Here is a 23,636-nt window from a genome sequence, read left to right on the forward strand (position 1 = left end):
ATCGTATGATTAAAATTGAAGGATTGTCGAAAAGCTTTAATGGACAAGAGGTGTTAAAGAACATTGATTTGTCGGTAAATGCTGGAGAGGTTATTGCTATTTTAGGCCCTAGCGGTTCAGGAAAGAGCACGTTCCTTCGCTGTATGAATGGATTAGAAGAGATGACGAGCGGCCAAATACAAATCAGTGATCTTTTGCTGGCGGATACACAATCAAAGAAAGAGCAGAAAAAGGCGATTCGTGATATACGAATGAATACAGGGATGGTGTTTCAGCAGTTTAATTTGTACCCCCATAAGACGGCTCTTGGCAATGTCATTGAAGCCTTACTGACTGTGAAGAAAATGGAGAAGCAAGCTGCCATTCAGAGGGGCGAAAAGCTATTAGCACGGGTGGGACTATTAGAGAAAAAGGATAGCTATCCTTCCCGGCTATCAGGTGGACAGCAGCAAAGGGTGGCGATTTCACGAGCGCTAGCGATGGAGCCTCAGGTGATGCTATTTGATGAACCGACTTCAGCACTTGATCCGGAGCTTGTGGGTGAAGTACTAGCTGTCATTAAAGAGCTTGCACAAGATGGAATGACGATGTTGATTGTGACACACGAAATGCAATTTGCTCGTGAAGTGGCAGATCGAATCATTTTCATGGCGGATGGTGTCATTGTCGAAGAAGGGGAACCAGAACAATTTTTTACCAATCCGCAAACAGAACGGGCAAAGAAATTTTTGAAAATGGTGTAAAAGAGGGGGATTTGAAATGAAAGTATATACAAAGTGGCAAGGACAACGGGCTTTCACTTCAGTCGGTGATTCGGGATATCCTGTAGAAATGGATGCGACAGAAGCTTACGGTGGAGCGGGCAAAGGAGCCACGCCGACAGAAATGCTATTAAGTGCATTGGCAGGCTGTATTGGGATTGATGTGACGATGATTTTAAAGCCGCATCTATCCTTGATCGAAAAGCTTGAAATTGAAACAGATGGGACAAGAAAAGAGGAGCTTCCGAAAGGTTTTACCTCTATCGATGTCACTTTTATCATTGATGGGGCGATTGATAGTAAAAAGATTTGGCGGGCGATTAACCTTGGAAAAGAAAAATATTGCGCCGTCTCCGATTCTTTAAAAGCAGATGTTACTTTCCACCTTGTTTTGAACGGTGAAGAGCAGGAACGACAATAGACTATAAAAAGGCTGTCTCATAAAGGGACAGCCTTTTTATATGACAGCTAAATACGCGAATTAAGCGTGAAAGCTGTCGAATTAGTCGCGCTGAAGAACTAATTAGCTGGGCAACAGCCATAATTAAGCAGCAATCCATGAAAATCAGCCGCTCGGGTATTAGGGTATTAGTTATCTTCCGCTGGTGATTCTATTTTCAACTGTTTAAATCTCATATAAAAGAATGCCGTCATCGCAAATGAGAATAGACCAAAGATGACCACCATATGTTCAAGGCCGATTGTATCCAATAGAAATCCTGTGATTAATAAAACGACTTGAAAAATGACCCGTTCGAGCATGCCACGGAAGGAAAAGAACCTGCCATGGAAGTCCTTTGGAACCCTTGTTTGGAAAATGGTTGCAGAGGTTGGGAAGAAGCAGCCAACAGCAAAACCAAATAGAACAAAGGCCAAAACGGATAGAAAGGGAACATGGGCAAAGTACAGTAACATTTGCGAGAACCCAATGATAAATGAAAAGACGAATAGAATCATATAGGGTGACAGCTTCTGACTAATTTGTTTGACGAAGAATGCTCCGAGCATAAAGGAAATGCCTTCAGCTGTATAAATCCAGCTTTTAATCGTAGAGCTATCTTGGAGCTCGCTAATATTAATCACCATCAAATTAAAGCCACCAATAAACAAGAATGGAACAAGCGTTAAAATAAGAGTCATAAAGACAAGTGGAAGTCCTTTAATGACGGGAAATACTTCTTTAAAGCCTGTCCCTGTCGAATTTTCTTCTTTGACACTGACTTGTTCCGTTTTCGATTCGTCCAATGTTAAAAGGAAAGTTAACGCAAATAATAATAAATAAGCAATGAGTGAAGTGACATATACCATTGAAAGCGACATGATTGCTAATAAAACTCCAGCTACGGCTGTCCCCATAATTCTCGAAAGGGTAGATACATTCATATAAACCCCGTTTAGTCGTAACAAGTCCTTTTCTTCTACGACTAAAGGAATAGCAGCCTGTAGTGCTGGGAAGAAGAAAGCGGCGGAAATTTGGGCGCAAATTAAAAAGGTGATCATCCACCAGACCGAGCCGGTTTCAATAGCAATTAACATGAAAACGACGCTGATCGTACGAACAAATCCAGAAATAAGCATCACTGTTTTTTTGCTAATTTGATCAGCGACTTTGCCAGCCATCGGTCCAACGGCAATTCCAGCAAGGAGACCAACAGCTAAAATAATAGATTTTAAGAAATCAGAAGGTACTTTCTCTTGCATAAATTCAAGATTCCCGATAATACCAAGCCACAGGCCTAATCCTGCTACAAACTCACCACATAATAAAATCCAAACGTTTTTATTTTTCCACATAGTGATGTCCTCACGTTCTGCATATATTATTTCGTCTATCTAAATATATTATACAACAGACTAATTAAAAATGATTATTATTGTTGATACAAAGAAAGTGGATGAGTCCAAGAAATATAATGGGTGTCATCCACTTTTTTTGTTGAATACTGTCGAAAAATAGACGTAATTTGTTATAGAATGGATATATAGTATTTTTATATTTATAAAAAAGGCGCCAGGGGGTGCAGTCATGAAAGATCTTGTTTTTCATGCGTCACTTATCATATCCTATCTATTTATTGTCGGATTTCTAGTGGGACGAAGAGATAAGAAACAATATTCACCGTTGTTGCAGCAAGTATTTATAGGCAATGGAACGGGGCTTATGGGTATAGTTCTTATGTATTATTCTATTCATATTTCTAATGATATCATCATTGATTTGCGCCATCTATTCATTGTCATTGCAGCTTTGTTTGGTGGCCCTATTTCAGCGATTTGGGCGGGTACGATGATCGCTATTGGACGTATGCTTTTGTTTGGCGTAAGTGAGGCAGCCATTGTAGCTTCAATCAACATATTATTAGTAGGTATCGTGTTAGGCTTCATGTCTAAATGGAGATGGAAGAACATATATGTGGAAGGCTTTATGATGAATGTCATGGCTCTATTTATGATCTTCTTAACTATTTATTGTTTATCGGACTTATCCTATGCTTTAAAGGTTATGGCCTATCATTCTAGTATTTCTATTCCTGTCGGCTTATTAATTATTGCACTTAGCCTGTATTTAAATCGATATAATGAAATGGTGCAAAACATGAAGAAAGAAAATAAAATGGATTATTTGACAGGCTTAAATAACGTGCGCCAATTTGATCTAGCTATGAATCAATTCAAGACAGAAGGTATAGCAAAGGGTGAACGATTATCCGTTTTATTCATAGATATCGATTTCTTCAAAAAAGTAAACGATACGTACGGTCATGCGGCTGGAGATGAGGTTCTTAAACAATTAGCGATTATTTTACAAGAAAATGCTCGGTCATTTGATCAAGTGTACCGCAATGGTGGGGAAGAGTTTTCGGTCTTGCTTCTAGACTGTCCGCTATTTCAAGCAAAAGAAATTGCAGAAAAAATTCGTTTAGCAGTAGAAAGAGCTCTATTTATCTTACCTGACCAATCTAGTATCTTTATTACGATCTCTATCGGATTATCTAATTACCCAGAAACCACTACTGATATTGATTATCTCATTAAACAAGCAGATGAGGCTTTGTATGAGGCAAAACAAGCTGGACGAAATCAAGTATGCGTGTCTTAGTCCTTTCAAAGAAATGACTTTTCGATGGAATCCACGTCTCTGTCAACCATAGTAGCAGTGTTAAATGTAAAAAAGGCTGACTCTAAAAAGCAGTTTAGAGTCAGCCTTTTTATTATTTATTTTAGTTCATAAAAATTTGGTATCCGTTTTTTCCTTTATGTTTAATCCTATACATTGCTTTATCAGCTTTCTTCATAAGCGTTTCTACTTTACTACCATCAAAGGGATAGCGGCTAATGCCGATGCTTACTTTAATAGGGATGATGGTACTTCCGATGGTGAAATGATAGTTTTATTTAAGGGGATTCGTGCTTTACTGAAGTTGATAAGCCCATAAATAACCTTTTGATTCGAGTAAGCATTCATCTTCACTATGAGCTGGTAAAAATTTAATTGCTTCATTTTGTTTCATCTCATAGCCATTATTCACTCGCTCTAATACAATCGGTACATCAAGCTCGGCAAATAATTGACGCATATGATAAATCGTATTATATAAATTGGCTAATGCCCGTTTTTCTGCTATGTTTGGCCAAATGTCTTCTAAGATGCGCCATTTCGAGACCACTTTCCCTTCGTTAAGAAGGAAATAGTAAAACAATTCTTCGGTGACGCGTGTTCGCCATTTGACAGTTTGACCTTCTTTTTTGACAAATGGGTTTCCATATAATTGAACGAGTAAGTGATCGGCTGTCTTTTTTGGGGGGATGACGCCGTAATATTTTTGAAGGCGCTCGTCTAATTCTTTCACCGTATTAGGTGTAATCGGCTTTAAAATATAATCGAGGGCTTGAACGCGAAAGGCTTCAACAGCATACTGAGGATACGCTGTTGAGAAAATAATAGGTACATCAATGCCTATATCTACAAGCCTTCGAGCTAATTCAATCCCATTCATTCTTGGCATTTCAATGTCTAATAAAATAGCATCTATTTCATATTTTGGTAGCTTCTCTAATGCCTCAAGTGGTGATAGAAAAGAATCAATGACTTGGAATGCACCGTATTTTTCTAACAATCGAGTGTTTAATTCTAATATAGGCTGTTCATCTTCAACGATAATAATTTTCCACATGTGTTTACTCCTTTAATGAAATGGTGATATTCATTATCTACATATCACCTCGTATAACCATCATATAAAAGATCACTCTCAAAAAACTATCATCTTTTCTAATAAAACAAAAAGACATTTGAATCCTGCTATTTGCCCGGGATTCAAATGCCTTTTTTAGCGGTTTTTATTTTTTCAATAATAAATACATGAAGTACGGTGCGCCAATGAGGGCAACGATGATTCCAGCTGGTAGGCCATCAGGGTCGACTATATTGCGTCCAATGGTGTCAGCTAATAATAGCAGCCATGCTCCGATGAGAATCGCTATTGGCAAGAATAATTGATTTCGAGGCCCTACTAGAGCTTTTGCCATATGGGGAGCCATCAACCCGATGAAAGCAATGCCTCCAGTGACTGAAACGGCAGATGCAGCGAGAGCCACTGCGGTGAAAAGCAAGATGACTCGCTCTTTTCTAATCGATAAACCAACGCCCACAGCTACAGGTTCATTGAGGGCGAGAATATTTAAGCTGTTGGCTTTGTATAACGCAAACGGGATGAGAATGATAAGCCATGGAACAATCGCCCAAATAAATGGCCAATCTGTTCCCCAAATGTTTCCGGCTAGCCAATTAGCGATAAAATCTACTTTTGTACGCTCAGCAGATGAAATAAGGACAATCATCGCTCCAGATAGCGCCATTGAAAATCCGACCCCAACTAGTACGAGCTTGACGGGTTGAAGTCCGTCATTTCTACTGTAAGAAAACAATGAAATGAAACAGGCAGTCAGTATTGCACCAGCAAAAGCAACGACAGGCAATAAATAAACAAATGAACCGGCATCAATAGGGAAGAACAAAAAGAAAACAGCGATAGCAACCCCTGCTCCAGAGTTAATGCCGATAATGCCGGGATCAGCTAAATCATTTCGGGTAATTCCTTGTAAAATCGCCCCAGATAACGCAAGGGCCATCCCTGCTAATAAAGTAATGATGATACGCGGCAATCGAACGGAAAAAATAATAAATTCTTCTTTAAATGTTCCTTGCCCGAGAAATGTAGGAATCAGTCTGTCAAAAGAGACAGAGGAATAGCCCATTCCCATGCTGATGACAATGGTGGTGGTGATAAATAGCAATAACAAACTTAATAGCAGCCGCTGTTTTTTAATAATTGTTGGATGAATCATGAGAACGTTTTCCCTCCTTTATGCACAATGAAAAGGAAGAAAGGTAAGCCCATCATCGCGACAATGGCTGCTACTGGTGTTTCATATGGTGCGTTGATCGTGCGACCTAACGTATCAGCTAATAGCATGAATGTCGCACCGATGACGACTGACATTGGAATGATGAAACGATAATCGGTACCAACAATTGCCCGGACAATGTGCGGGATCATCAAGCCGATAAAGGCCATATTCCCAACAAGAGCTACAGCTGCTCCAGTCAGCAGAATGATCACGATAAATAAAATGATTTTGATTTGCGTTGTTTTTTGCCCTAATCCTACGGCGACTTCCTCATTTAAACTGAGAATGGTCAGCTGTCTAGAGAGCAAGAGCGCAATCAGTAAACCGATGCTGATAAATGGAACGATCATTTGAAGTTGATTCCATGAAGTGCCGATTAATCCTCCTGCTGTCCACATCGATACATCTTTAGAAATTTTAAAATAGATGCCGACGCCTTCTGCAATTGCGTAGAGGAAGGCCGATACGGCGGCTCCAGCTAAGACGATACGTAGTGGGGAGAAGCCGCCTTTTTTGATTGCTCCAATCCCGAATACCATCATTGATCCAACAGCCGCTCCGATAAAGCATGCTATCATAATTATGTAATAATTAGCCGTAGGCATGAGTGCGACCGTTAAAGCGAGTGCTGCATTGGCCCCGGCTGTTAGTCCAAGTAAACCTGGATCAGCTAAAGGGTTTCGCGTTACCCCTTGCATAATCGCTCCAGAAACGGCAAGAGATATGCCAACTAGTATCGCTCCAATTTCTCGTGGTAAACGGATTTCGCGAATCAAAGAAATTTTTTCCCCTTTGACTTCGGAAGTAAGGGCGAGCCAGACATCTTTGACAGTTGTATCTGCTGCGCCAAATACGCAAGCGACGATAAACATACATAAAAATAAAAAGATCGCGGCGATCAGCTTATATAAAAAATCTGCTTTCATTGTTTGTCTCTCTTCTTTCTGTTAGTGAAATAAAAGGAAGGGTGTTGCCTAATTCGACATAATTCTCGCCCGATTCGATATGATTTGTGCCTGATTCTCTCACAATACCGACTAAAAAGGGCAATTTCCCGACTGATGATAGAAAAAATGGCGTCTATAAGCTGAACAATTGACTTATAGACGCCATTTGAATGTATTTACTTGCCAAGGAAGCTTTGCTTAAAGAAATCCAATTGCAAATCTAGAGTTAGTGGATCGTTAAAGTAGAATTCTTTGGCATTGACTTCAAATAATTGCTTGTTCTTCACGGCAGGGATGTTTTTGTATGTGTCTGTTTCTTGGAATGAATTATCTGCATCGCTGTTTTTACTCAAAACAACATAGTCTCCAGCAAACTCAGGAAGCACTTCTAAAGATAAGGCATAGTAGCCGTCTTTTAACGCCATTTCTTTTACTTTATCAGGCATATTTAATTTCATTTCTTGGTAAAGAATTTCTGTTCCGCGGCCCCAGTTGTCGCCGAATACGTAAATTTGTTTGTCGAACTTCTCAATGACGGAAACGGTGGCGTCTTCACCGATTTTCGCTTTAATTTCTTCTCCTGCTTTTTGTGCGCGAGCTTTGAAATCATCGACCCAAGCTTGAGCTTGTTTTTCTTTGTTTAATAGTTTTCCGATTTCGATATGCTGAGTTAAATAATCTACTTTTCCATATGTGTAAGTGACAGTAGGTGCAATTTCTTTTAATTTCTCCGCATTTTTAATGGATGATAAACCGATAATTAAGTCTGGATTTAGTTCAATAATCTTTTCTAAGTTTTCATCTGATACTTCTTCAACATCTTTTAATTTGCTTTCAAATTTCGGGTTCATTTTTGACCATGAATCAACGCCAACAAGATTGGCATCTAAAGCCATGACGTTACCCGCAAACGATGACAGAACGACGACGCGTTCAGGGTTTGATGGCACTTCCACTGGCCCGTTTTCCGACTCATAAGTGATCGTTTCCGGCTCTTTTTTCTCCGGTTTGCTTGTTTTTTCTTCTGATTGACTACTGCAAGCACTAACCGTAAAGGCGAGTAGCAGCAAGATTGGAAACAGCAGCTTTTTCATGTTCGTTCTCCTTCACTAAGTTATATGTGATGCACATTGGTTTATTTGTTCTTGGGTCGCGTCCGATTTCTGCGTCAATATTAAATACTTTTTGAAGAACGTCTCGTTTCATCACTTCTTCACAACTTCCCGCTTTGACGATTCCTCCGTTTTTTAAAGCGATCATGTAATCAGCGAATCGAGCCGCTTGATTTAAGTCGTGCAACACCATAATAATTGTTCGCTCTTGCTCTAGGTTTAGTTTCTGTAATAGTTCTAATACTTCTAGCTGATGGGCCATATCTAAATAGGTGGTGGGCTCATCAAGGAAAATGATTTCTGTTTCTTGGGCAAGAGCCATGGCAATCCAAACGCGTTGACGTTGACCTCCAGATAGAGCGTCAACGGGACGAAATTTAAACTCCGTTGTTCCCGTTACTTCCAGTGCCCAATCAATGACTTCATAATCTTTTTTCGTTAGACGCCCGAAGCCTTTTTGGTAGGGGAAACGTCCGTAAGAGATCAGTTCACCCACTGTTAATCCGCTAGCGCTTTCTTGCATTTGCGGAAGAATCGCCATTTTTTTGGCAAGAATTTTGGTATTCTCCTTCGCTATATTTTCCCCATCTAAAATGACAGTTCCTGATTGATGGGAAATAATACGAGTGATCGCTTTTAACAGTGTTGATTTCCCACAGCCATTTGAACCAATAATCGTCGTAATTTTTTTATCAGGAATTTCTACGCTAAGATCTTTGACAATGAGACGTTCACCGTAGCTGATGTTTAAGTCTGTTGTATATAGGCGAACCATTGGATAACCTCCATTTATCGAGTTATTTGATAATGATTTTCAATATCACTTTATTTAATACTATAGTTTGCTCATTTCCCAATGTCAATCATCATTTTTAGAAAATTTATGTATATTAGTCATTTTCATTGTAAAAAAGGAGGGAAAAGTGTATCATCTATTGATAATGATAATCAATTACATTTGAAAAGGAGTAGATATAGATGGATCAACAACAATTATTTGACGTAACGGTGATCGGCGGAGGACCTGCTGGGTTGTATTCGGCATTTTACAGCGGGCTTCGAGAAATGAAGACGAAGCTGATAGAATATCAACCTCAATTAGGAGGGAAGGTGCATGTGTATCCCGAGAAGATGATTTGGGATGTGGGAGGAGTAACGCCTATTCCAGGGGCTCAATTAATTGAGCAATTAGTACAGCAAGGGTTAACTTTTGACCCTGAAGTGGTATTGAATGAAAAAGTGGAATCAATCTCAAGGAATGGTGATGGAATCTTTGTCTTGCATGCAGCTTCAGGCCAGAAGCATTATTCAAAAACAGTGATTGTTGCGGTTGGCGGAGGGATATTAAACCCGCAAAAGTTAGAAATAGAAGGAGCGGAGCGGTTTGAAGTATCGAATTTAAATTATACCGTTAAATCATTACAACGTTTTAAAGATAAAACAGTGATCATTTCTGGAGGAGGCAATTCGGCCATTGATTGGGCCAATGAGTTAGAGCCTGTTGCTAAAAAAGTGTATGTCACTTATCGAAAAGAAGCGTTATCAGGCCATGAGGCACAAGTGAAACAGCTGATGGACAGCTCAGCTATTTGTTTCTTCCAAACAGCTATTACAAAGCTGATCGCTAGTGAAAACCACGAAGTCATTGAAAAGGTGGAATTGACGAGTCATCAAACAGGAGAGACGATCTTGCTACCGGTTGATGAAGTAATTATCAATCATGGATACGAACGCGATACGACTTTGCTCGACCAAAGTGAAATCGATATTGAAAGAATCGACAATTATTTTATCGCTGGTACTGCGAGTAGTGAATCGTCGATTGAAGGGCTGTATGCGGCAGGAGATATTTTGAAGCATGAGGGCAAGCTACATTTAATTGCTGGAGCATTCCAAGATGCGGCGAATGCGGTGAATCAAGCAAAGCAATTTATTGAGCCAGAGGCTAATAAGTCAGGCATGGTTTCTTCCCATAATGAAATTTTTAAAAAGCGAAATAGAGAATTAGTGAAGCAGATGATGAAATGAGAAAATGCCCCGAAGCAATTGGTTTCGGGGCATTTTTTTACCATTCATTTGGCTCATAATTGAGATCAGAAAATAATTGTTTTTTCTCTTTTTTCGTTAAATCGCGCCACTGCCCAACTGGTAAGTTGTTTAAGTGGATATTCATGATGCGTGTTCGCTGTAGTCGATATACTTCGTAGCCTAAAGCGGCACACATACGGCGAATTTGTCGGTTTAAGCCTTGAGTTAAAGTGATTTGAAATTCATACTTTGATAGCTGCTCGACCTTACAAGGCAGTGTTTTCGTATCTAAAATACGGACACCTGCTGTCATCTCCTTCAAGAATTCGGGGGTGATCGGCTTGTCTACAGAAACGATATATTCTTTTTCATGTTTATTTTCAGCGCGCAGAATTTTGTTAACAATATCACCATCATTGGTAAGTAGAATTAAGCCCTCAGAATCTTTATCGAGTCGGCCAATATGATGAATCCGTAAAGGGTGATTGACTAGATCGATAATGTTTCCTTTGACCTTTTTTTCAGTTGTACTTGTAATGCCTACAGGTTTATTTAAGGCGATATATACGTTGTTTCTTGCTAGTCGAATTTGTTCTCCACTCACTCGAACATCATCTCCAGGCTCGACTTGGCTACCTATTTTCGCCACTTTCCCGTTGATCGTGACTCTGCCTTCACTAATTAATTTATCTGCTCCGCGTCTAGATGTTTTCCCAGATTCACTAATGTATTTATTCAGTCGCAGGTTAATCGCATCCTTTATTTAGATTTTAAAAAAATTTATATTGAGAAATTTAATTATAATGGGAATGAAGCGAACAAAAAAGGGGATGAAATGGTTTTCTCCATTTATTTTCGGGGACTTTTTTGTTTTTATACTGTTTATTTAATGAGAAAGAGGCTGTTCCTAGTGAATTGAGTAGGAACAGCCTCTTTTGCTTTTCTTCGTTGTCCAGCTCCAGTCGCTAACGACTAATGGACTTCCACGCTCCTCCTTGCGATAAGTCAACATCGATTCACTGACGTTCATCGTGTTTCCTTTATCTCGTGCGGAATATTCCAGTTCATACGTCGCTAAACGGCGCTTTCCGCTTTTCTATTGTCTAGCTCCAAGCGCCAGCGACTAGTGAACTTCCACATTCCTCCTTGCGATAAGTCAACATCGATTCACTGACGTTCATCGTGTTTCCTTTATCTCGTGCGGAATATTCCAGTTCATACGTCGCTAAACGGCGCTTTCCGCTTTTCTTCGTTGTCTAGCTTCGCCTCCTTGGGGCTCGAGTCAGATGTCAGCCTGACTACATGGCTGAAGAACGCCGTTTCGTCATTCTGTCATCCGCTTGTCGCCCCAGGGCAGTCGGCTCCGCATTTCTAATTACATCGCATTTTTGATGATTTGGATGACTTCTTCTAGTTTTGGTTTGCGTGGGTTTGTTAGTGCTGTTGCATCTTTCATTGCATTTTCTGCTAATGTTGGGATGTCTTCTTCTTTTGCACCCAATTCTTCAAAACCTTTAGGAATGTTTAGGTCACGAGCTAGACGCTCGATTGCTTTAATTCCTTTTTTCGCTGCTTCACGTGTGCTTAGTCCTTCGACATTTTCACCAAGGTAAGCAGCAATTTCTGCGTAGCGATCCATTCTAGCAATTAAGTTAAATTTGCATACGTGCGGTAGTAAGATGGCGTTACAAACTCCATGAGGGAAGTTATAGAATCCGCCAAATTGGTGAGCGATCGCATGAACATAACCTAAAGAAGCGTTATTGAATGCCATACCTGCTAATGATTGAGCGTATACCATTTGTTCACGAGCTTCCATGTCTGCTCCATTAGCAACAGCACGTGGTAAGTATTTAGGAACGAGCTTAATTGCTTGAATTGCTAATGCATCAGTAATTGGTGTTGCTGCTGTTGAAACGTAAGCTTCAATCGCATGAGTTAAAGCGTCTAATCCTGTTGCCGCTGTTAAAGCTGGTGGCATTCCGACCATAAGCTCAGGGTCATTGATAGATAGTGTAGGTGTCACGTGTTTATCAACGATTGCCATTTTTACTTTGCGTTCAGAATCTGTGATGATCGTGAATTTTGTGACTTCACTTCCTGTACCAGCTGTTGTGTTGATAGCAACTAGTGGTACCATTGGTTTTTCTGATACGTCTACACCTTCATAGTCATGAATTTTGCCGCCGTTTGCTGCGACTAATGCAATTCCTTTTCCGGCATCGTGAGAGCTTCCGCCACCAAGAGTGACAACGCTATCACAATTTTCGGCATGATAAGCTTCTAGACCTTCCGCCACGTTTTTATCTGTTGGGTTTGGCTCCGCTTTTGGGAAAATTGCTACCTCTACTCCCGCTTCACGAATGATTTTTGCGATATTTTCAGAGATACCTAAGCCGTGTAATCCAGCATCTGTAACTAATAAAGCTTTTTTAGCGCCAAGACCTGCTAATCGAGCTCCCGTTTCGTTAACAGCTCCTCTACCTAATAGATTGACTGCTGGCATATGAAATTCGCTTACTTTGTTTGTCATGAATAATTCCTCCTAATAATATCTTTGTTGATGATAAAAGACATAGATGAAATTAAAGCTTGATAGCATGCTATGAAATGATTGTATATACATGGATATTCTATTCCGAAATAGTATTATTAGCAAATAAAATGTTTGAAAAAATCTTTATTTTTAGTATTTTTAGCGAATAATCGATTAAAACAGAATTATTGTTGCATAATATATGAAAAATGCGCATGAAATTTTTAAAATAAAAAGGATGGCTTGTGAAGCGAAAAGATTTATTCTGTAACATGCGTAATCATTAGTTATAGTCAGACACATGTTATATTGTTGATTTATTTTTGGTGAATTTAAGTGGTGTGTTCTTAGGTATTGCATATTTCTTAAATTCATATTATATTATTTGATGGGTCAATTATTGACGGGTCAAATAATAAAAAAACTAGAGGAGGATAATTATTATGAGATTTTTAGTATATTATACACATGGAGAGGCTTGGATCGCTGGAAAGACAACAAATGAGCAGCCATATATTAATCAACATGCTCTGCATATTCAAAACAGATTTAACGAAGGTAAAATTATCTTTCCAGGCCCATTTGAAGATCATACGGGAGGAGCTTCTCTTCTTGAAGTCGCTAATGAAGAGGAAGCCTATGATATAATAAACAATGATCCGCTTGTTAAAAATAAAGTTGTAACTGCTAAATTGAGCCCTTGGGAGCCAATATATAATAGACATGAAAATTCCAGCCCAAATTTCACTAGAGAATTTTTTGAAAGCCAAGGAATTATTATATAGAAACTGTGCCGTGAAGCGCAAAGTAATTTTCAATAAATGTATAAAAAACACAGAAGTGAAAATGAACTGCATCCCCATTGTTAGATTGCGTCTAACAATTGGGGTGCAGTTTTTCTATGGTTAATTACTCATACAATCGACTCTAGACCTATATACTCTCTTGTTTCGATTAACAATCAGTGGGGGATGAAGAAGACCCCATTGATTGAAGTTTCACTTTATGTTTGGTCGTACTTACGTTTTACAAGAAGGTGTCTCGTTTTGCTGTCTTTTTATATTTCCCTTTGACTTTACACATAATGGGGTGTATTTTCGTATTGTAGTATATTCAAATAATCAGATATACAAATATATTTGACAAAAGAAGGGATAAAATGAGAAAGCGCAAGTTTTGGACGGGGAGATATGAAAATTATTCTCTAGGGTCGTTTCAAAAAGATATCATGTCTGGTGTTGTCGTAGGTATCATTGCAATTCCGTTGGGGATGGCCTTTGCCATTGCTTCCGGGGTGAAGCCTGAGTATGGAATTTATACGACGATTATTGCAGGGATCTTGATTTCATTGTTTGGTGGGTCTAAGTATCAAATTGGGGGACCTACGGGTGCGTTCATTCCGATTTTACTTGGAATTGTCATGACGTACGGGTATGAAAATTTATTAATTGCCGGGTTTATGGCGGGAATTCTTTTAGTATTGATGGGGATTTTCAAGCTAGGGTCATTAATTAAATTTATTCCTAAGCCGGTGACGATTGGGTTTACGACTGGAATTGCGGTCATTATCTTTGTTGGGCAGATTCCTAGTTTCTTAGGACTAACAGACATAGAAAAACATGAATCTTTTGTGAAAAATGTAAATGAAATTGTGATTCATTTTGATAGTCTTAATTTTTATAGTATTTTAACGGCGGTCATTTGTTTCATGACGGTATTGTATACGCCTAAACTATTCCCAAAGGTTCCGGGACCGTTGATTGGACTGCTTTTTTCAACGGTGGTTGCCGCTGTTTTTTATCCTGGTCAAGTGGCGACGATTGGTTCGACATATGGTGAGATTCCTAATACTTTGCCGAAATTTGCTTTCCCAGATGTAACGTGGGAGAGGGTGCAACTTTTAATTCAGCCAGCGTTTGTCATTGCGATTTTGGGTGCAATCGAATCGCTTTTATCAGCAGTGGTAGCGGATGGAATGACGAACAGCAAGCATAATAGTAATCGAGAATTGGTGGGGCAAGGGATTGCCAATATGGTAACTCCGATGTTTGGAGGGATTCCGGCTACTGGTGCGATTGCTCGGACAGCGACGAATATTAAAAATGGGGCAGCTTCTCCACTTTCTGGTGTGATTCACGGAGTTGTCGTTCTTTTCGTCTTGTTGCTATTTGCTCCTTATACATCGGAAATTCCATTGGCTAGTATGGCGCCGATTTTGATGGTGGTGGCCTGGAATATGAGTGAGCGACGTGTATTTTATCATGTGCTGAAGACGAAAACGGAAGATTCATTCGTTTTGTTGATCACTTTTTTACTAACCGTCTTAGTAAATTTGACGGTAGCAGTGGAAGTGGGTCTTGTTTTAGCGGTGATTCTTTTTACGAAGCGTATGAGTGATATAATGGTGACAGAAAAGGCGTTGCCAAATCCTCATAATAAGCATGAAAAAGTGGAGAGTCAGGTCGTGTCTGATACTCATGATTGCCCTCAAATTAGTATTTACAATGTGGAAGGACCGTTGTTTTTTGGAGCGGCACAGTCTTTTGAGCAAACGATTATGAAGACGATTCATTACAAGCCTAGAGTATTGCTGTTACGAATGGGAAGAGTCCCGTTTATGGATACAACAGGGGAATCCTACTTCTTAAGTATTGTTAAAAATTTCTCCAAGCATGGGGTTGTACTTATTTCAGGGATTCAGTCTCAACCGAAAGAAGTACTAATGAAGACCGGGCTCTATCAGTTCATCGGTGAAGATCACTTTTTTGACCATACAGGAGAGGCGATCAATTATGCTCTCAAGCACTTAAAAAAAGATCAATGCCTTGGTTGTAAGCATTTTGCTTTTAGAGAATGTGAAAATCTTTCAGGCTTGAAGAAGAAAAAGGATGAAAAAAAGAGCAATGTCTATCACATGATAGAAAGAGAGGAAAAGAAATTGGTTCTTGAAATGCAGCAGTTTAAAGCTGAGTTTTTTAAAGCTCTTGCTCACCCACTTAGAATCAAAATCTTAGAAATACTAGCAGAGGGAGATAAAAGTGTCAACGAAATTCAAAGTTTAGCGGGAAGTGAAGGCTCAGCCGTCTCTCAACAACTCACCGTCCTGCGAGGCAAAAACATTGTCACAGGAACGAAAGACGGAAACCGAGTCATCTATTCTTTAAGGGACCCGATGATCATCGAACTTCTCGCCGTTGCGCGCCAAATCTTTAACAACCACCTAGTCGACACCATCACGATGTTAGACAAGATGAAAGAAGAATAGGTGCCTGTCACTCCCCGAAATTTGTCGAAAAAATAAAAAAGGAGCCCGTCTATCGCTGGACGGGACTCCTTTTTTGTTTGTATAAAGAGTTTAGGTTTCACTGTTTATTAAAGGCAATGACAATGGCGACGAGTAAGCCTCCAAGGCTATCTGCTATTAAATCGCCCATTGTGTCGACATTTCCGCCGCCTTGGGTTGTAGTTCCTAATAGTTGATCTGCGGAAAACTCATAGATTTCCCAAAATACACCGCCTAGTACAGACACTGAAAATAGAAATAATAGAACAAAGGAACGAGACATGCCTTCTCTAGATGCTGGAGTTGTTAAACGATCCATCAGTTCTAAAGCAGCAAAGGCAATAAGTCCACCGCTTAAAAAATGGAGAAATGTATCCCACCAGCCAAGGCTGTAAAAGCGCATAAGCGAACCTAATATTTGAGAGCCAATTAGAAAAATAAAATAAGAGATAACTAACGGTTTTTTTAAGGACGAACGAGTAAAGCGCTCGATCATTATTGGAACTAAGCCGGCAATCATCCCACCGAGTCCAATTTGATAGCGATACACATCTTCTGCGAACCAAAAAAATAAAAAGCAGCCAAACATAAAAATAAAGTAAGACAAGCTAAGTATAGTTGTTAACTTTTGTTTCATTCTTTCACCTCACCTTCTAGTCTACTAGAAAAGTAAGAAAAATGTTTCATTCAACCTCCTATTTTTGATGAAGCTAGGTAGGAGTCATACCCTAAAAAACGTTTTCGTGTGCGAGAGAAAGCTGTGAATATATGGAGGGAGATATCGCTTTTTCGAATAGGCGAGATACACCGTTCTTGTTAGAGCCTCTGAATGAATATAACGCATGCAAATCGCTGGGAAGGTCGAGTTTTTAATATAGTTTTCTGGGATGATCGTAATGCCTAGACCTTCTTCCACTAGGCTACAGGCAGTTTCAAACCGTTCGATTTCATACATCATCTTGGGCGTAGCTTGCTCGCTTTCAAAGGCTTTTAATATATCTTGACGAGTTTGAAAGCCCGTTGTACTAATGATAAAAGGCTCTTTCTCTAAATCTTTCATCGTAATTTGTTCTAATGTTGCTAATGGACTATCTCGGTGGAAGAGTAGGACGAGGCGTTCATGATAAATAGGGTGTGTTAACAAATCGTCATGAGAAACTAATTGATTCGTAATGACCGCATGTGTTTCATAGTTAAGTAATGATTTCTGGACTTGATCTACACCAAGTAATTCGCTGAACTTTATTTGAACTTGAGGGTAATCAGCTTTAAATCGATGAATCACTTTAGGTAACCAATAGTTAGCGGATTCGATCAAACCTAGAGACAGTTGTCCATTCCCTATTTCCTTCACCTCTCTCATTTCTTGTTTTAAATGATCCAAATCGTTAATCAGTTCAAGTGCTCGCATATACATCATTTCACCCGATTGTGTGAGGCGAACGTTTCTTGTGTTTCTTTCTAATAAAGGGAAGCCGACTTCATCCTCTAGTTTCATAATGGCGTTGCTTAAAGAAGGTTGAGAGACGTGCAAAATTTCTGCGGCTTTTGAAAAGTTTTTTTGTTGGACAACGGTAATGAAGTAGCGCATTTTTCTTAAATCCATTGTGTTTCCTCCTATTTATAGTTTTTAGTTATAAAATTATAAAATAATTATATTAGAAAATATAAATAAATTACTATATAATTTTTTTAACAATATACTTAATCAGAAATTTCTGAAAGGGAGAGAGAAATGTATAACGCTGCAAAACAAGATGTATGGACAGGTCGAGTAGATAGTGTGGCAGATCAAACAAGCTATCGACTTCATCAAGTAGTTCAATTATGTGATTTAAAAGCAGAAGAGCTTACGCAGAATGAGAGCAATAAATGTGCCATCATCGGCTTTGAATGTGAGGAGGGAGTAAGAAGAAATAAAGGAAGAATAGGAGCTGCCGCTGCACCGAATGCGATTAGAAATTCATTAGCTAAGCTTCCTTGGCATGGCCTAGAGGAGAGTTCGGTTGTTGATGCGGGAAATGTGACCTGCGAAAACAGACAGCTTGAACAGGCCCAGCAAGAATTAGGGAATTATGTCGCTAAACTATTATTTAGTAAAGCCACACCAATTATTTTAGGTGGCGGGCATGAAACATTATATGGACATTATTTAGGAGTAAGAGAATTTATCGGCAAGGATGCTTCTTTAGGAATTATTAATATCGATGCTCATTTTGATTTAAGACCGTATGATGAGCAAACATCATCTGGCACGATGTTTAAACAAATTTTAGATCAAGATTCGAATTGCGGATATTTACCTATTGGCATTCAAAAATACGGAAATACGAAAGCGTTATTTGAAACTGCACGCCATTTTGAATGCGGTTACATTTTAGAGGATGAAGTGACTAATGGGAACTTTACTCATATTTTCTCAGCGATCGATCGGTTTGCGGCTCAATATGATTATGTCATTCTTACTCTTTGTACGGACGTCATCAATGCTGCTTATGCCCCGGGAGTAAGTGCTCCTTCGCCGTTTGGATTAGATCCATTTGCTGTTCGTACGTTGATCAACTACATTACACAGCTGGAAAAAACCCTTTCATTTGATGTGTCAGAAGTGAATCCTTCATTAGATGAAAACAGCCGTACAGTCAATCTAGCCGCTCAATTAGTTAACGAAGCTATCATGAGTTTTTTTAAGGGGGAAACAGGATGAACATTCAATTCGATCAAGTCACAACTATATTTTTAGCAGTTGCGTTACTCGTTATCGGTTCCTTTTTAGTAAAAAAAGTAGGCGTCTTTCAAAGGTTTTGTTTACCAGCACCGGTCGTTGGCGGCTTGCTTTTTGCTCTGATTGCGACGATTTTAAAAGCGACTGGTATTGTTGAACTCACATTAGATACTTCTTTACAAAGCTTGTTTATGCTAGCTTTCTTCACGACAGTTGGTTTAGGTGCCAGCTTCCAGCTTGTGAAATTAGGAGGGAAGCTGCTCGTCATTTATTGGCTTGCTTGTGGGTTTTTAGCTCTTATGCAAAATGTAATTGGTATTTCAGTCGCTTCTCTATTAAATATTGATCCGTTACTTGGGATTATGTCTGGCGCGGTCTCAATGGAAGGTGGCCACGGATCAGCTACTGCTTTTGGAACGACACTAGAAGAGATGGGTGTAGATTCAGCATTAACGATTGGCTTGGCGGCGGCTACGCTTGGTTTAGTAGCAGGAGGGCTAATCGGTGGGCCGACAGTGAAATATTTAATTTCCAAATACAATTTAACACCTGCTGAGCAGGAAGTAGCAGCTGCTGTTGCATCTGAAGACAAAACGAAAGCAGACATTCATTCGGATACGTTTATTATGCAAGTGTTATTAATTACGTTTTGTATGGCGTTAGGTACTTATTTAGGAGAATTATTTTCTGAGAAAACAAAATTAGTTCTTCCGAGTTATGTAGGCGCGATGTTTGTGGCTGTCATTGTAAGAAATGTATTAGACCGTGTAAATGATCGTGTGATCGATATGAGAAGCGTGAATTTGATTGGCGACGTCACGCTCGGTATTTTCTTATCAATGGCGTTAATGAGCGTTAAATTATGGGAAGTGGCCGACTTAGCTCTACCAATTTTCATTATCGTTGCAGTTCAAGTCGTGTTTGTTGTTATTATGGGCGTATTTGTATTATTCCGTTTACTAGGTAAAGACTATGATGCCGCTGTCATGGTCGGAGGATTTACTGGGCACGGATTAGGTGCAACACCAAATGCAATGGCGAACATGTCAGCCATTACGCAAAAATTCGGTCCTTCGCAAAAGGCTTATTTAATCGTACCGATCGTTGGTGCTTTTCTTATCGACGTATTCGCTGTACCAATCATTCTTACAAGTATTAACTTGTTTCAATAATATTTAAGTATAAGACGGTCATACTTTCATCTTTTATAGTGATGAAAGTATGACCTTTTTTTGAGGTTTCACTTTACAAAACGTAGAGAAAAACGCTTAGGAAGTGAGCGGTGCTGCCGAGCATAATGAAGATGTGGAATATTTCATGAAAGCCCATATGTTTAAACGACAGACATTGCGGTTTAAAGGCGTAAATGATGCCGCCAATTGTATAGAATATGCCTCCGAGGACTAATAGAAGCAAACCGGAAGTGCTTAAATTAGTTGATAGCGGCGAGATCGCAAATATAATCATCCACCCCATCACAATGTATAGCATCGTAGAAAGCCATCTCGGACATTGAAACCAAACTAGTTTAAATATGACACCAAATATAGCGGTAAGGGCAATGATTCCAAATAAGATCCAACCGCCAGCACCGTTCAGGCTAATTAGACAAAAAGGAGCATAAGAACCAGCAATTAATACAAAGATCATCGAGTGGTCGAGCCGTCTTAATGCCGCAATGACATGATTTTTGGCAATAACCATATGATACGTGGCGGATGCACTGTAAAGTAACATCATGCTAATGCCAAAAATGGTGACTGCTGCGATAGCGATCGCCGAACCTGTGGTGATCGAGGCTTTAATGACCATGGCTAGCAAGGCGACAAAGGATAATATTGCTCCAGCTAAGTGGGTTAAACCGTTAATGGGTTCTCTTATGTAAAGATTCATATTTTATACCTCCTAGTGTTATTATGTAGTTATTAATACTACATAAAATAATATTATAATTCCATTATGTAGTCAACATTTACCCGTAAATTATATTTATGTATAATAATTGGGAAAGGTGGAGGTTTTAGATGGAGAAAATCAATGAAATTATGACGAAGCTAGGTTTAGACAATCAAGTGACTTTAGAGGATATACCGAATATTGACTTATATATGGATCAAGTGATTCAACTTTTTGAAAATACATTCAGCAGTTCAAAACGAAGTGAAGAAGAGAAAGTGTTGACGAAAACAATGATCAACAACTATGCGAAAGGAAAGCTGTTTTTCCCAATTAAACAAAAGAAATATTCCAAGGAGCATATTTTGTTAATTAGCTTGATTTATCAGCTAAAAGGAGCGTTATCGATTAATGATATTAAGCAGACGCTTCAAGGGGTCAATGAAAAAGTTGAGAATGAACAGTTAGATTTAGATTCGTTCTATAATAGCTATCTGCGTCTGGTGAATCAAAATGTCGAGCATTTCAGGAACGATATTCAAACACAGATGAAAGCAGTTAAACAAGAAATTGAAGAGGTGGATCAAGACCTTGAGCAAGTTCTTATGATTGCTTCGCTTGTTCATATGAGCAATTTATATAGAAAAGTAGCAGAAAAATTAGTGGATGAGTTGGAGGTGGAATCATGAAAATTGATGTGAATGACAACATTGATTTTGTCGAGTTATGGAAAGAAGGAATGAGGAATTGGGATGGAGTGCTTCCGGAGCGCATGGTGAACGATGAGCTGGAAGAAGCCTTTTGGCAGCAATTAATAGACAAGAAAACGGTGGAGGCGAATGAAGATCCCTATGCGAAAAAGATTCAAGGCTTTTTGGATACATTGATTTTGCCGGAAGATGAGGTGTTAGAAATTGGTCCGGGGTGGGGAAATTATACGTTTTTCTTAGCTGAAAAGGCCAACAATGTGACTTGTGTAGATAGCTCGGCGAGTGTATTAGAGTTTTTAAAGCGAGCTAGCGAAAAAAAGCAATTTCACCGTATGCAGTTTATTGAAGACAAATGGGAAGAGCATACCGTTTCCAAAAAATATGATGTGGTGTTTGGGATGAATTGTTTTTATCGCATGTATCAGATCGAAAAAACGTTAAGAAATATTCAAGAATCAGCTAAGCGCTTGGCGATCATCGGCATGACATCAGGACCGATTCAGCCTCATTACTTGGATTTAGAAAAAGAGTACGGCTATAAAATTAAATATCCGCGCAGAGATTACATACATTTACAAAATATATTATATGAAATGGGTATTTACGCCAATTGTAAAATCATTCTCCTTGAAAGAACCTATCAATTTAGCTCCTTTGAAGAATTAATCACGAAAAATAAAGCGAAGATTTTAAACGAGTATGTAGATGATCGGCATGTGGAAAAAGTGCTGGAAAAATATATAACAGAACAAAATGGAACCTATCGTTACAAACATGATTTTCATGCCGCTCTTTTATATTGGGAGCCTGAACGTACAGCTTATCAACAGCTAAAGCCTTTCATGCGTTAACGTGCATAAAAGCCAACCTGCTTAATATGGACAGGTTGGCTTAGGGTACTGATAAATCGGTGTTGCAATGTTAAGCTTTTTCTTCAAATAATTTGGCGATTTCGACAATGACTTGTACGGATTTTTCCATATTATTTACGGAAGCATATTCAAATCGACCGTGGAAGTTTTCGCCGCCAGTGAAAATGTTAGGTGTCGGCAGTCCCATATAAGATAGCTGCGAGCCATCAGTGCCGCCGCGGATTGGTTTGACGATTGGCTCGATGCCTAAGTTTTTCATCGCTTCATACGCCGTGTCGACAATTTCCTTCACTGGTTCAATTTTTTCCCTCATATTGTAATATTGGTCGTTCATTTCGAGAATGATGCGGTCTTCGCCGTAAGTTTCTTGCAAGTTTTTGACGATATGAGTCATCGCGTCTTTTCTTGCTTGGAAATTGGTTTTATCGAAGTCGCGGATAATGTATTCCATTTCCGTTTGCTCTACCTCACCATTGATGGCAAGAAGGTGATAGAAGCCTTCGTAACCTTCTGTATATTCAGGTGCTTCCTCTGCTGGTAATTGTGAATGTAACTCCATTGCGATTTTAGAGGAGTGAATCATTTTTCCTTTTGCGGTTCCTGGATGAACATTTTTTCCTTTAATGATGATTTTCGCTCCAGCGGCATTAAAGCTTTCATACTCTAGTTCACCGAGCGGTCCGCCGTCAATCGTGTAGGCAAATGCGGCATTGAATGCATCGACATCGAATTTATGTGGGCCTCTGCCGATTTCTTCATCTGGAGTGAACGCCACGCGGATTTTCCCATGCTTAATTTCCGGATGGTTAATTAAATAAGCCATCGCCGTCATAATTTCGGTTACCCCTGCTTTATTGTCGGCACCGAGTAAAGTCGTTCCGTCTGTTGTTACAAGTGTATGGCCTTTATATTGTGGTAATTCAGGGAAGTCCTTTGGCGACAAGATGATTTGTAATTCTTCGTTTAAGACAATATCTTGTCCATCGTAATTTTCAACGACTTGAGGCTGAACATTTTTACCGGTAAAATCAGGCGTTGTATCGACATGGGCTAAAAACCCAATGACAGGGACATCTTTTTCTGTGTTAGCAGGTAGTGTTGCCATCAAATACCCGTATTCATCAACTGTCACTTCTTCCATGCCGATTTCTTTTAGTTCCTCTTCAAGCATGTGAATCAACGTCCACTGTTTTTCAGTGGAAGGAGTCGTTGGACTATTTTCATCTGATTGCGTATCAATTTTTACATAAGAAGTAAATCGTTTCAGTAATTCGTTTTTCACTGTAGAAGCAACTCCTTTTGGAAATGTGTGTCTTTTATTTTACCATAATTGATATCCAATCCATTAGGTTGA

The 23,636-nt window shown here is 39.3% G+C and carries 24 protein-coding genes and 1 pseudogene; 11 read left to right on the top strand and 14 right to left on the bottom strand.

Annotated features, from left to right (window positions below; translation table 11 throughout):
* Positions 1–5 precede the first annotated feature (5 nt).
* Together CEF22_RS00985 and CEF22_RS00990 are read left to right on the top strand one after the other, a co-directional pair.
* Positions 6–743, top strand: coding sequence for an amino acid ABC transporter ATP-binding protein (locus CEF22_RS00985; RefSeq protein ID WP_100401374.1), 738 nt, complete (start codon positions 6–8; stop codon positions 741–743).
* 16 nt (positions 744–759) lie between these two features.
* Positions 760–1,182 (top strand): OsmC family protein, encoded by a 423-nt coding sequence (locus CEF22_RS00990; protein ID WP_100401375.1) that lies wholly within the window; start codon positions 760–762, stop codon positions 1,180–1,182.
* A 167-nt stretch (positions 1,183–1,349) separates the two neighbouring features.
* Here the strand turns inward: CEF22_RS00990 and CEF22_RS00995 are convergent, their stop codons facing one another.
* Positions 1,350–2,555, bottom strand: a complete 1,206-nt coding sequence (locus CEF22_RS00995; protein WP_100401376.1) for an MFS transporter — start codon at positions 2,553–2,555, stop codon at positions 1,350–1,352.
* Between the two features lie 232 nt (positions 2,556–2,787).
* Between CEF22_RS00995 and CEF22_RS01000 the strand changes: the two genes are divergently transcribed.
* Positions 2,788–3,861: a diguanylate cyclase gene (locus tag CEF22_RS01000; protein ID WP_100401377.1), complete on the top strand. Its 1,074-nt coding sequence runs from the start codon at positions 2,788–2,790 to the stop codon at positions 3,859–3,861.
* 121 nt (positions 3,862–3,982) lie between these two features.
* On the opposite strand, the gene CEF22_RS01005 is transcribed toward CEF22_RS01000, so the two are convergent.
* From CEF22_RS01005 to CEF22_RS01030, 6 genes are all read right to left on the bottom strand, one after another.
* On the bottom strand, positions 3,983–4,138 hold the full coding sequence (locus CEF22_RS01005) for a diguanylate cyclase (RefSeq protein ID WP_100403866.1): 156 nt from the start codon (positions 4,136–4,138) through the stop codon (positions 3,983–3,985).
* A gap of 36 nt (positions 4,139–4,174) precedes the next feature.
* Positions 4,175–4,936 (bottom strand): response regulator, encoded by a 762-nt coding sequence (locus tag CEF22_RS01010; protein ID WP_100401378.1) that lies wholly within the window; start codon positions 4,934–4,936, stop codon positions 4,175–4,177.
* A gap of 166 nt (positions 4,937–5,102) precedes the next feature.
* Positions 5,103–6,110 (bottom strand): FecCD family ABC transporter permease, encoded by a 1,008-nt coding sequence (locus CEF22_RS01015; protein WP_100401379.1) that lies wholly within the window; start codon positions 6,108–6,110, stop codon positions 5,103–5,105.
* Positions 6,107–7,099, bottom strand: coding sequence for a FecCD family ABC transporter permease (locus CEF22_RS01020; RefSeq protein WP_100401380.1), 993 nt, complete (start codon positions 7,097–7,099; stop codon positions 6,107–6,109). The genes CEF22_RS01015 and CEF22_RS01020 overlap by 4 nt, the downstream gene beginning before the upstream one ends.
* A 197-nt stretch (positions 7,100–7,296) precedes the next feature.
* Complete coding sequence (locus tag CEF22_RS01025; protein WP_100401381.1) at positions 7,297–8,214, bottom strand: iron-hydroxamate ABC transporter substrate-binding protein; 918 nt, start codon at positions 8,212–8,214, stop codon at positions 7,297–7,299.
* Positions 8,165–9,007, bottom strand: coding sequence for an ABC transporter ATP-binding protein (locus CEF22_RS01030; RefSeq protein WP_100401382.1), 843 nt, complete (start codon positions 9,005–9,007; stop codon positions 8,165–8,167). The genes CEF22_RS01025 and CEF22_RS01030 overlap by 50 nt, the downstream gene beginning before the upstream one ends.
* Positions 9,008–9,210: 203 nt before the next feature.
* Between CEF22_RS01030 and CEF22_RS01035 the strand changes: the two genes are divergently transcribed.
* Positions 9,211–10,260 (top strand): NAD(P)/FAD-dependent oxidoreductase, encoded by a 1,050-nt coding sequence (locus tag CEF22_RS01035; protein ID WP_100401383.1) that lies wholly within the window; start codon positions 9,211–9,213, stop codon positions 10,258–10,260.
* Positions 10,261–10,297: 37 nt separating this feature from the next.
* On the opposite strand, the gene rluF is transcribed toward CEF22_RS01035, so the two are convergent.
* From rluF to CEF22_RS01045, 3 genes are all read right to left on the bottom strand, one after another.
* A complete protein-coding gene (rluF, locus tag CEF22_RS01040) occupies positions 10,298–11,005 on the bottom strand; it encodes a 23S rRNA pseudouridine(2604) synthase RluF (RefSeq protein WP_157843267.1) in 708 nt (235 codons plus the stop codon).
* A 162-nt stretch (positions 11,006–11,167) separates the two neighbouring features.
* A complete protein-coding gene (locus CEF22_RS18895) occupies positions 11,168–11,290 on the bottom strand; it encodes a hypothetical protein (RefSeq protein WP_269799362.1) in 123 nt (40 codons plus the stop codon).
* 345 nt (positions 11,291–11,635) lie between these two features.
* On the bottom strand, positions 11,636–12,793 hold the full coding sequence (locus tag CEF22_RS01045) for an iron-containing alcohol dehydrogenase (protein ID WP_100401385.1): 1,158 nt from the start codon (positions 12,791–12,793) through the stop codon (positions 11,636–11,638).
* Between the two features lie 446 nt (positions 12,794–13,239).
* Between CEF22_RS01045 and CEF22_RS01050 the strand changes: the two genes are divergently transcribed.
* From CEF22_RS01050 to CEF22_RS18780, 3 genes and pseudogenes are all read left to right on the top strand, one after another.
* Complete coding sequence (locus CEF22_RS01050) at positions 13,240–13,581, top strand: YciI family protein (RefSeq protein WP_100401386.1); 342 nt, start codon at positions 13,240–13,242, stop codon at positions 13,579–13,581.
* 374 nt (positions 13,582–13,955) lie between these two features.
* Positions 13,956–15,695: pseudogene (locus tag CEF22_RS01055) on the top strand (SulP family inorganic anion transporter); the annotation flags it as partial.
* Between the two features lie 51 nt (positions 15,696–15,746).
* Positions 15,747–16,061, top strand: a complete 315-nt coding sequence (locus CEF22_RS18780) for an ArsR/SmtB family transcription factor (protein WP_232726162.1) — start codon at positions 15,747–15,749, stop codon at positions 16,059–16,061.
* Between the two features lie 97 nt (positions 16,062–16,158).
* Here CEF22_RS18780 and CEF22_RS01060 read toward each other — a convergent pair whose 3' ends face one another.
* On the bottom strand, positions 16,159–16,716 hold the full coding sequence (locus CEF22_RS01060) for a DUF2238 domain-containing protein (RefSeq protein WP_100401388.1): 558 nt from the start codon (positions 16,714–16,716) through the stop codon (positions 16,159–16,161).
* Positions 16,717–16,800: 84 nt separating this feature from the next.
* Positions 16,801–17,685, bottom strand: a complete 885-nt coding sequence (locus tag CEF22_RS01065; RefSeq protein WP_100401389.1) for a LysR family transcriptional regulator — start codon at positions 17,683–17,685, stop codon at positions 16,801–16,803.
* A gap of 129 nt (positions 17,686–17,814) precedes the next feature.
* Between CEF22_RS01065 and hutG the strand changes: the two genes are divergently transcribed.
* Positions 17,815–18,786: a formimidoylglutamase gene (hutG, locus tag CEF22_RS01070; protein WP_100401390.1), complete on the top strand. Its 972-nt coding sequence runs from the start codon at positions 17,815–17,817 to the stop codon at positions 18,784–18,786.
* Positions 18,783–19,976 carry a sodium/glutamate symporter gene (gene gltS / locus CEF22_RS01075; RefSeq protein ID WP_100401391.1) on the top strand — a complete coding sequence of 398 codons (1,194 nt, stop codon included), beginning with the start codon at positions 18,783–18,785 and terminating at the stop codon, positions 19,974–19,976. Before hutG ends, gltS begins: the two co-directional genes overlap by 4 nt.
* A 73-nt stretch (positions 19,977–20,049) precedes the next feature.
* On the opposite strand, the gene trhA is transcribed toward gltS, so the two are convergent.
* On the bottom strand, positions 20,050–20,697 hold the full coding sequence (gene trhA, locus CEF22_RS01080) for a PAQR family membrane homeostasis protein TrhA (protein WP_100401392.1): 648 nt from the start codon (positions 20,695–20,697) through the stop codon (positions 20,050–20,052).
* Between the two features lie 131 nt (positions 20,698–20,828).
* Here trhA and CEF22_RS01085 point away from each other — a divergent pair, with 131 nt between their 5' ends.
* Both CEF22_RS01085 and CEF22_RS01090 read left to right on the top strand, forming a co-directional pair.
* Positions 20,829–21,389 carry a DUF1836 domain-containing protein gene (locus CEF22_RS01085; RefSeq protein WP_100401393.1) on the top strand — a complete coding sequence of 187 codons (561 nt, stop codon included), beginning with the start codon at positions 20,829–20,831 and terminating at the stop codon, positions 21,387–21,389.
* A complete protein-coding gene (locus CEF22_RS01090; RefSeq protein WP_100401394.1) occupies positions 21,386–22,261 on the top strand; it encodes a class I SAM-dependent methyltransferase in 876 nt (291 codons plus the stop codon). Before CEF22_RS01085 ends, CEF22_RS01090 begins: the two co-directional genes overlap by 4 nt.
* 70 nt (positions 22,262–22,331) lie before the next feature.
* Here CEF22_RS01090 and pepT read toward each other — a convergent pair whose 3' ends face one another.
* Positions 22,332–23,564: a peptidase T gene (pepT, locus tag CEF22_RS01095; RefSeq protein WP_100401395.1), complete on the bottom strand. Its 1,233-nt coding sequence runs from the start codon at positions 23,562–23,564 to the stop codon at positions 22,332–22,334.
* Between the last annotated feature and the right edge of the window lie 72 nt (positions 23,565–23,636).

It is taken from the genome of Bacillus sp. FJAT-42315 (genome assembly GCF_002797375.1).
Lineage (GTDB): Bacteria > Bacillota > Bacilli > Bacillales > Domibacillaceae > Bacillus_CE.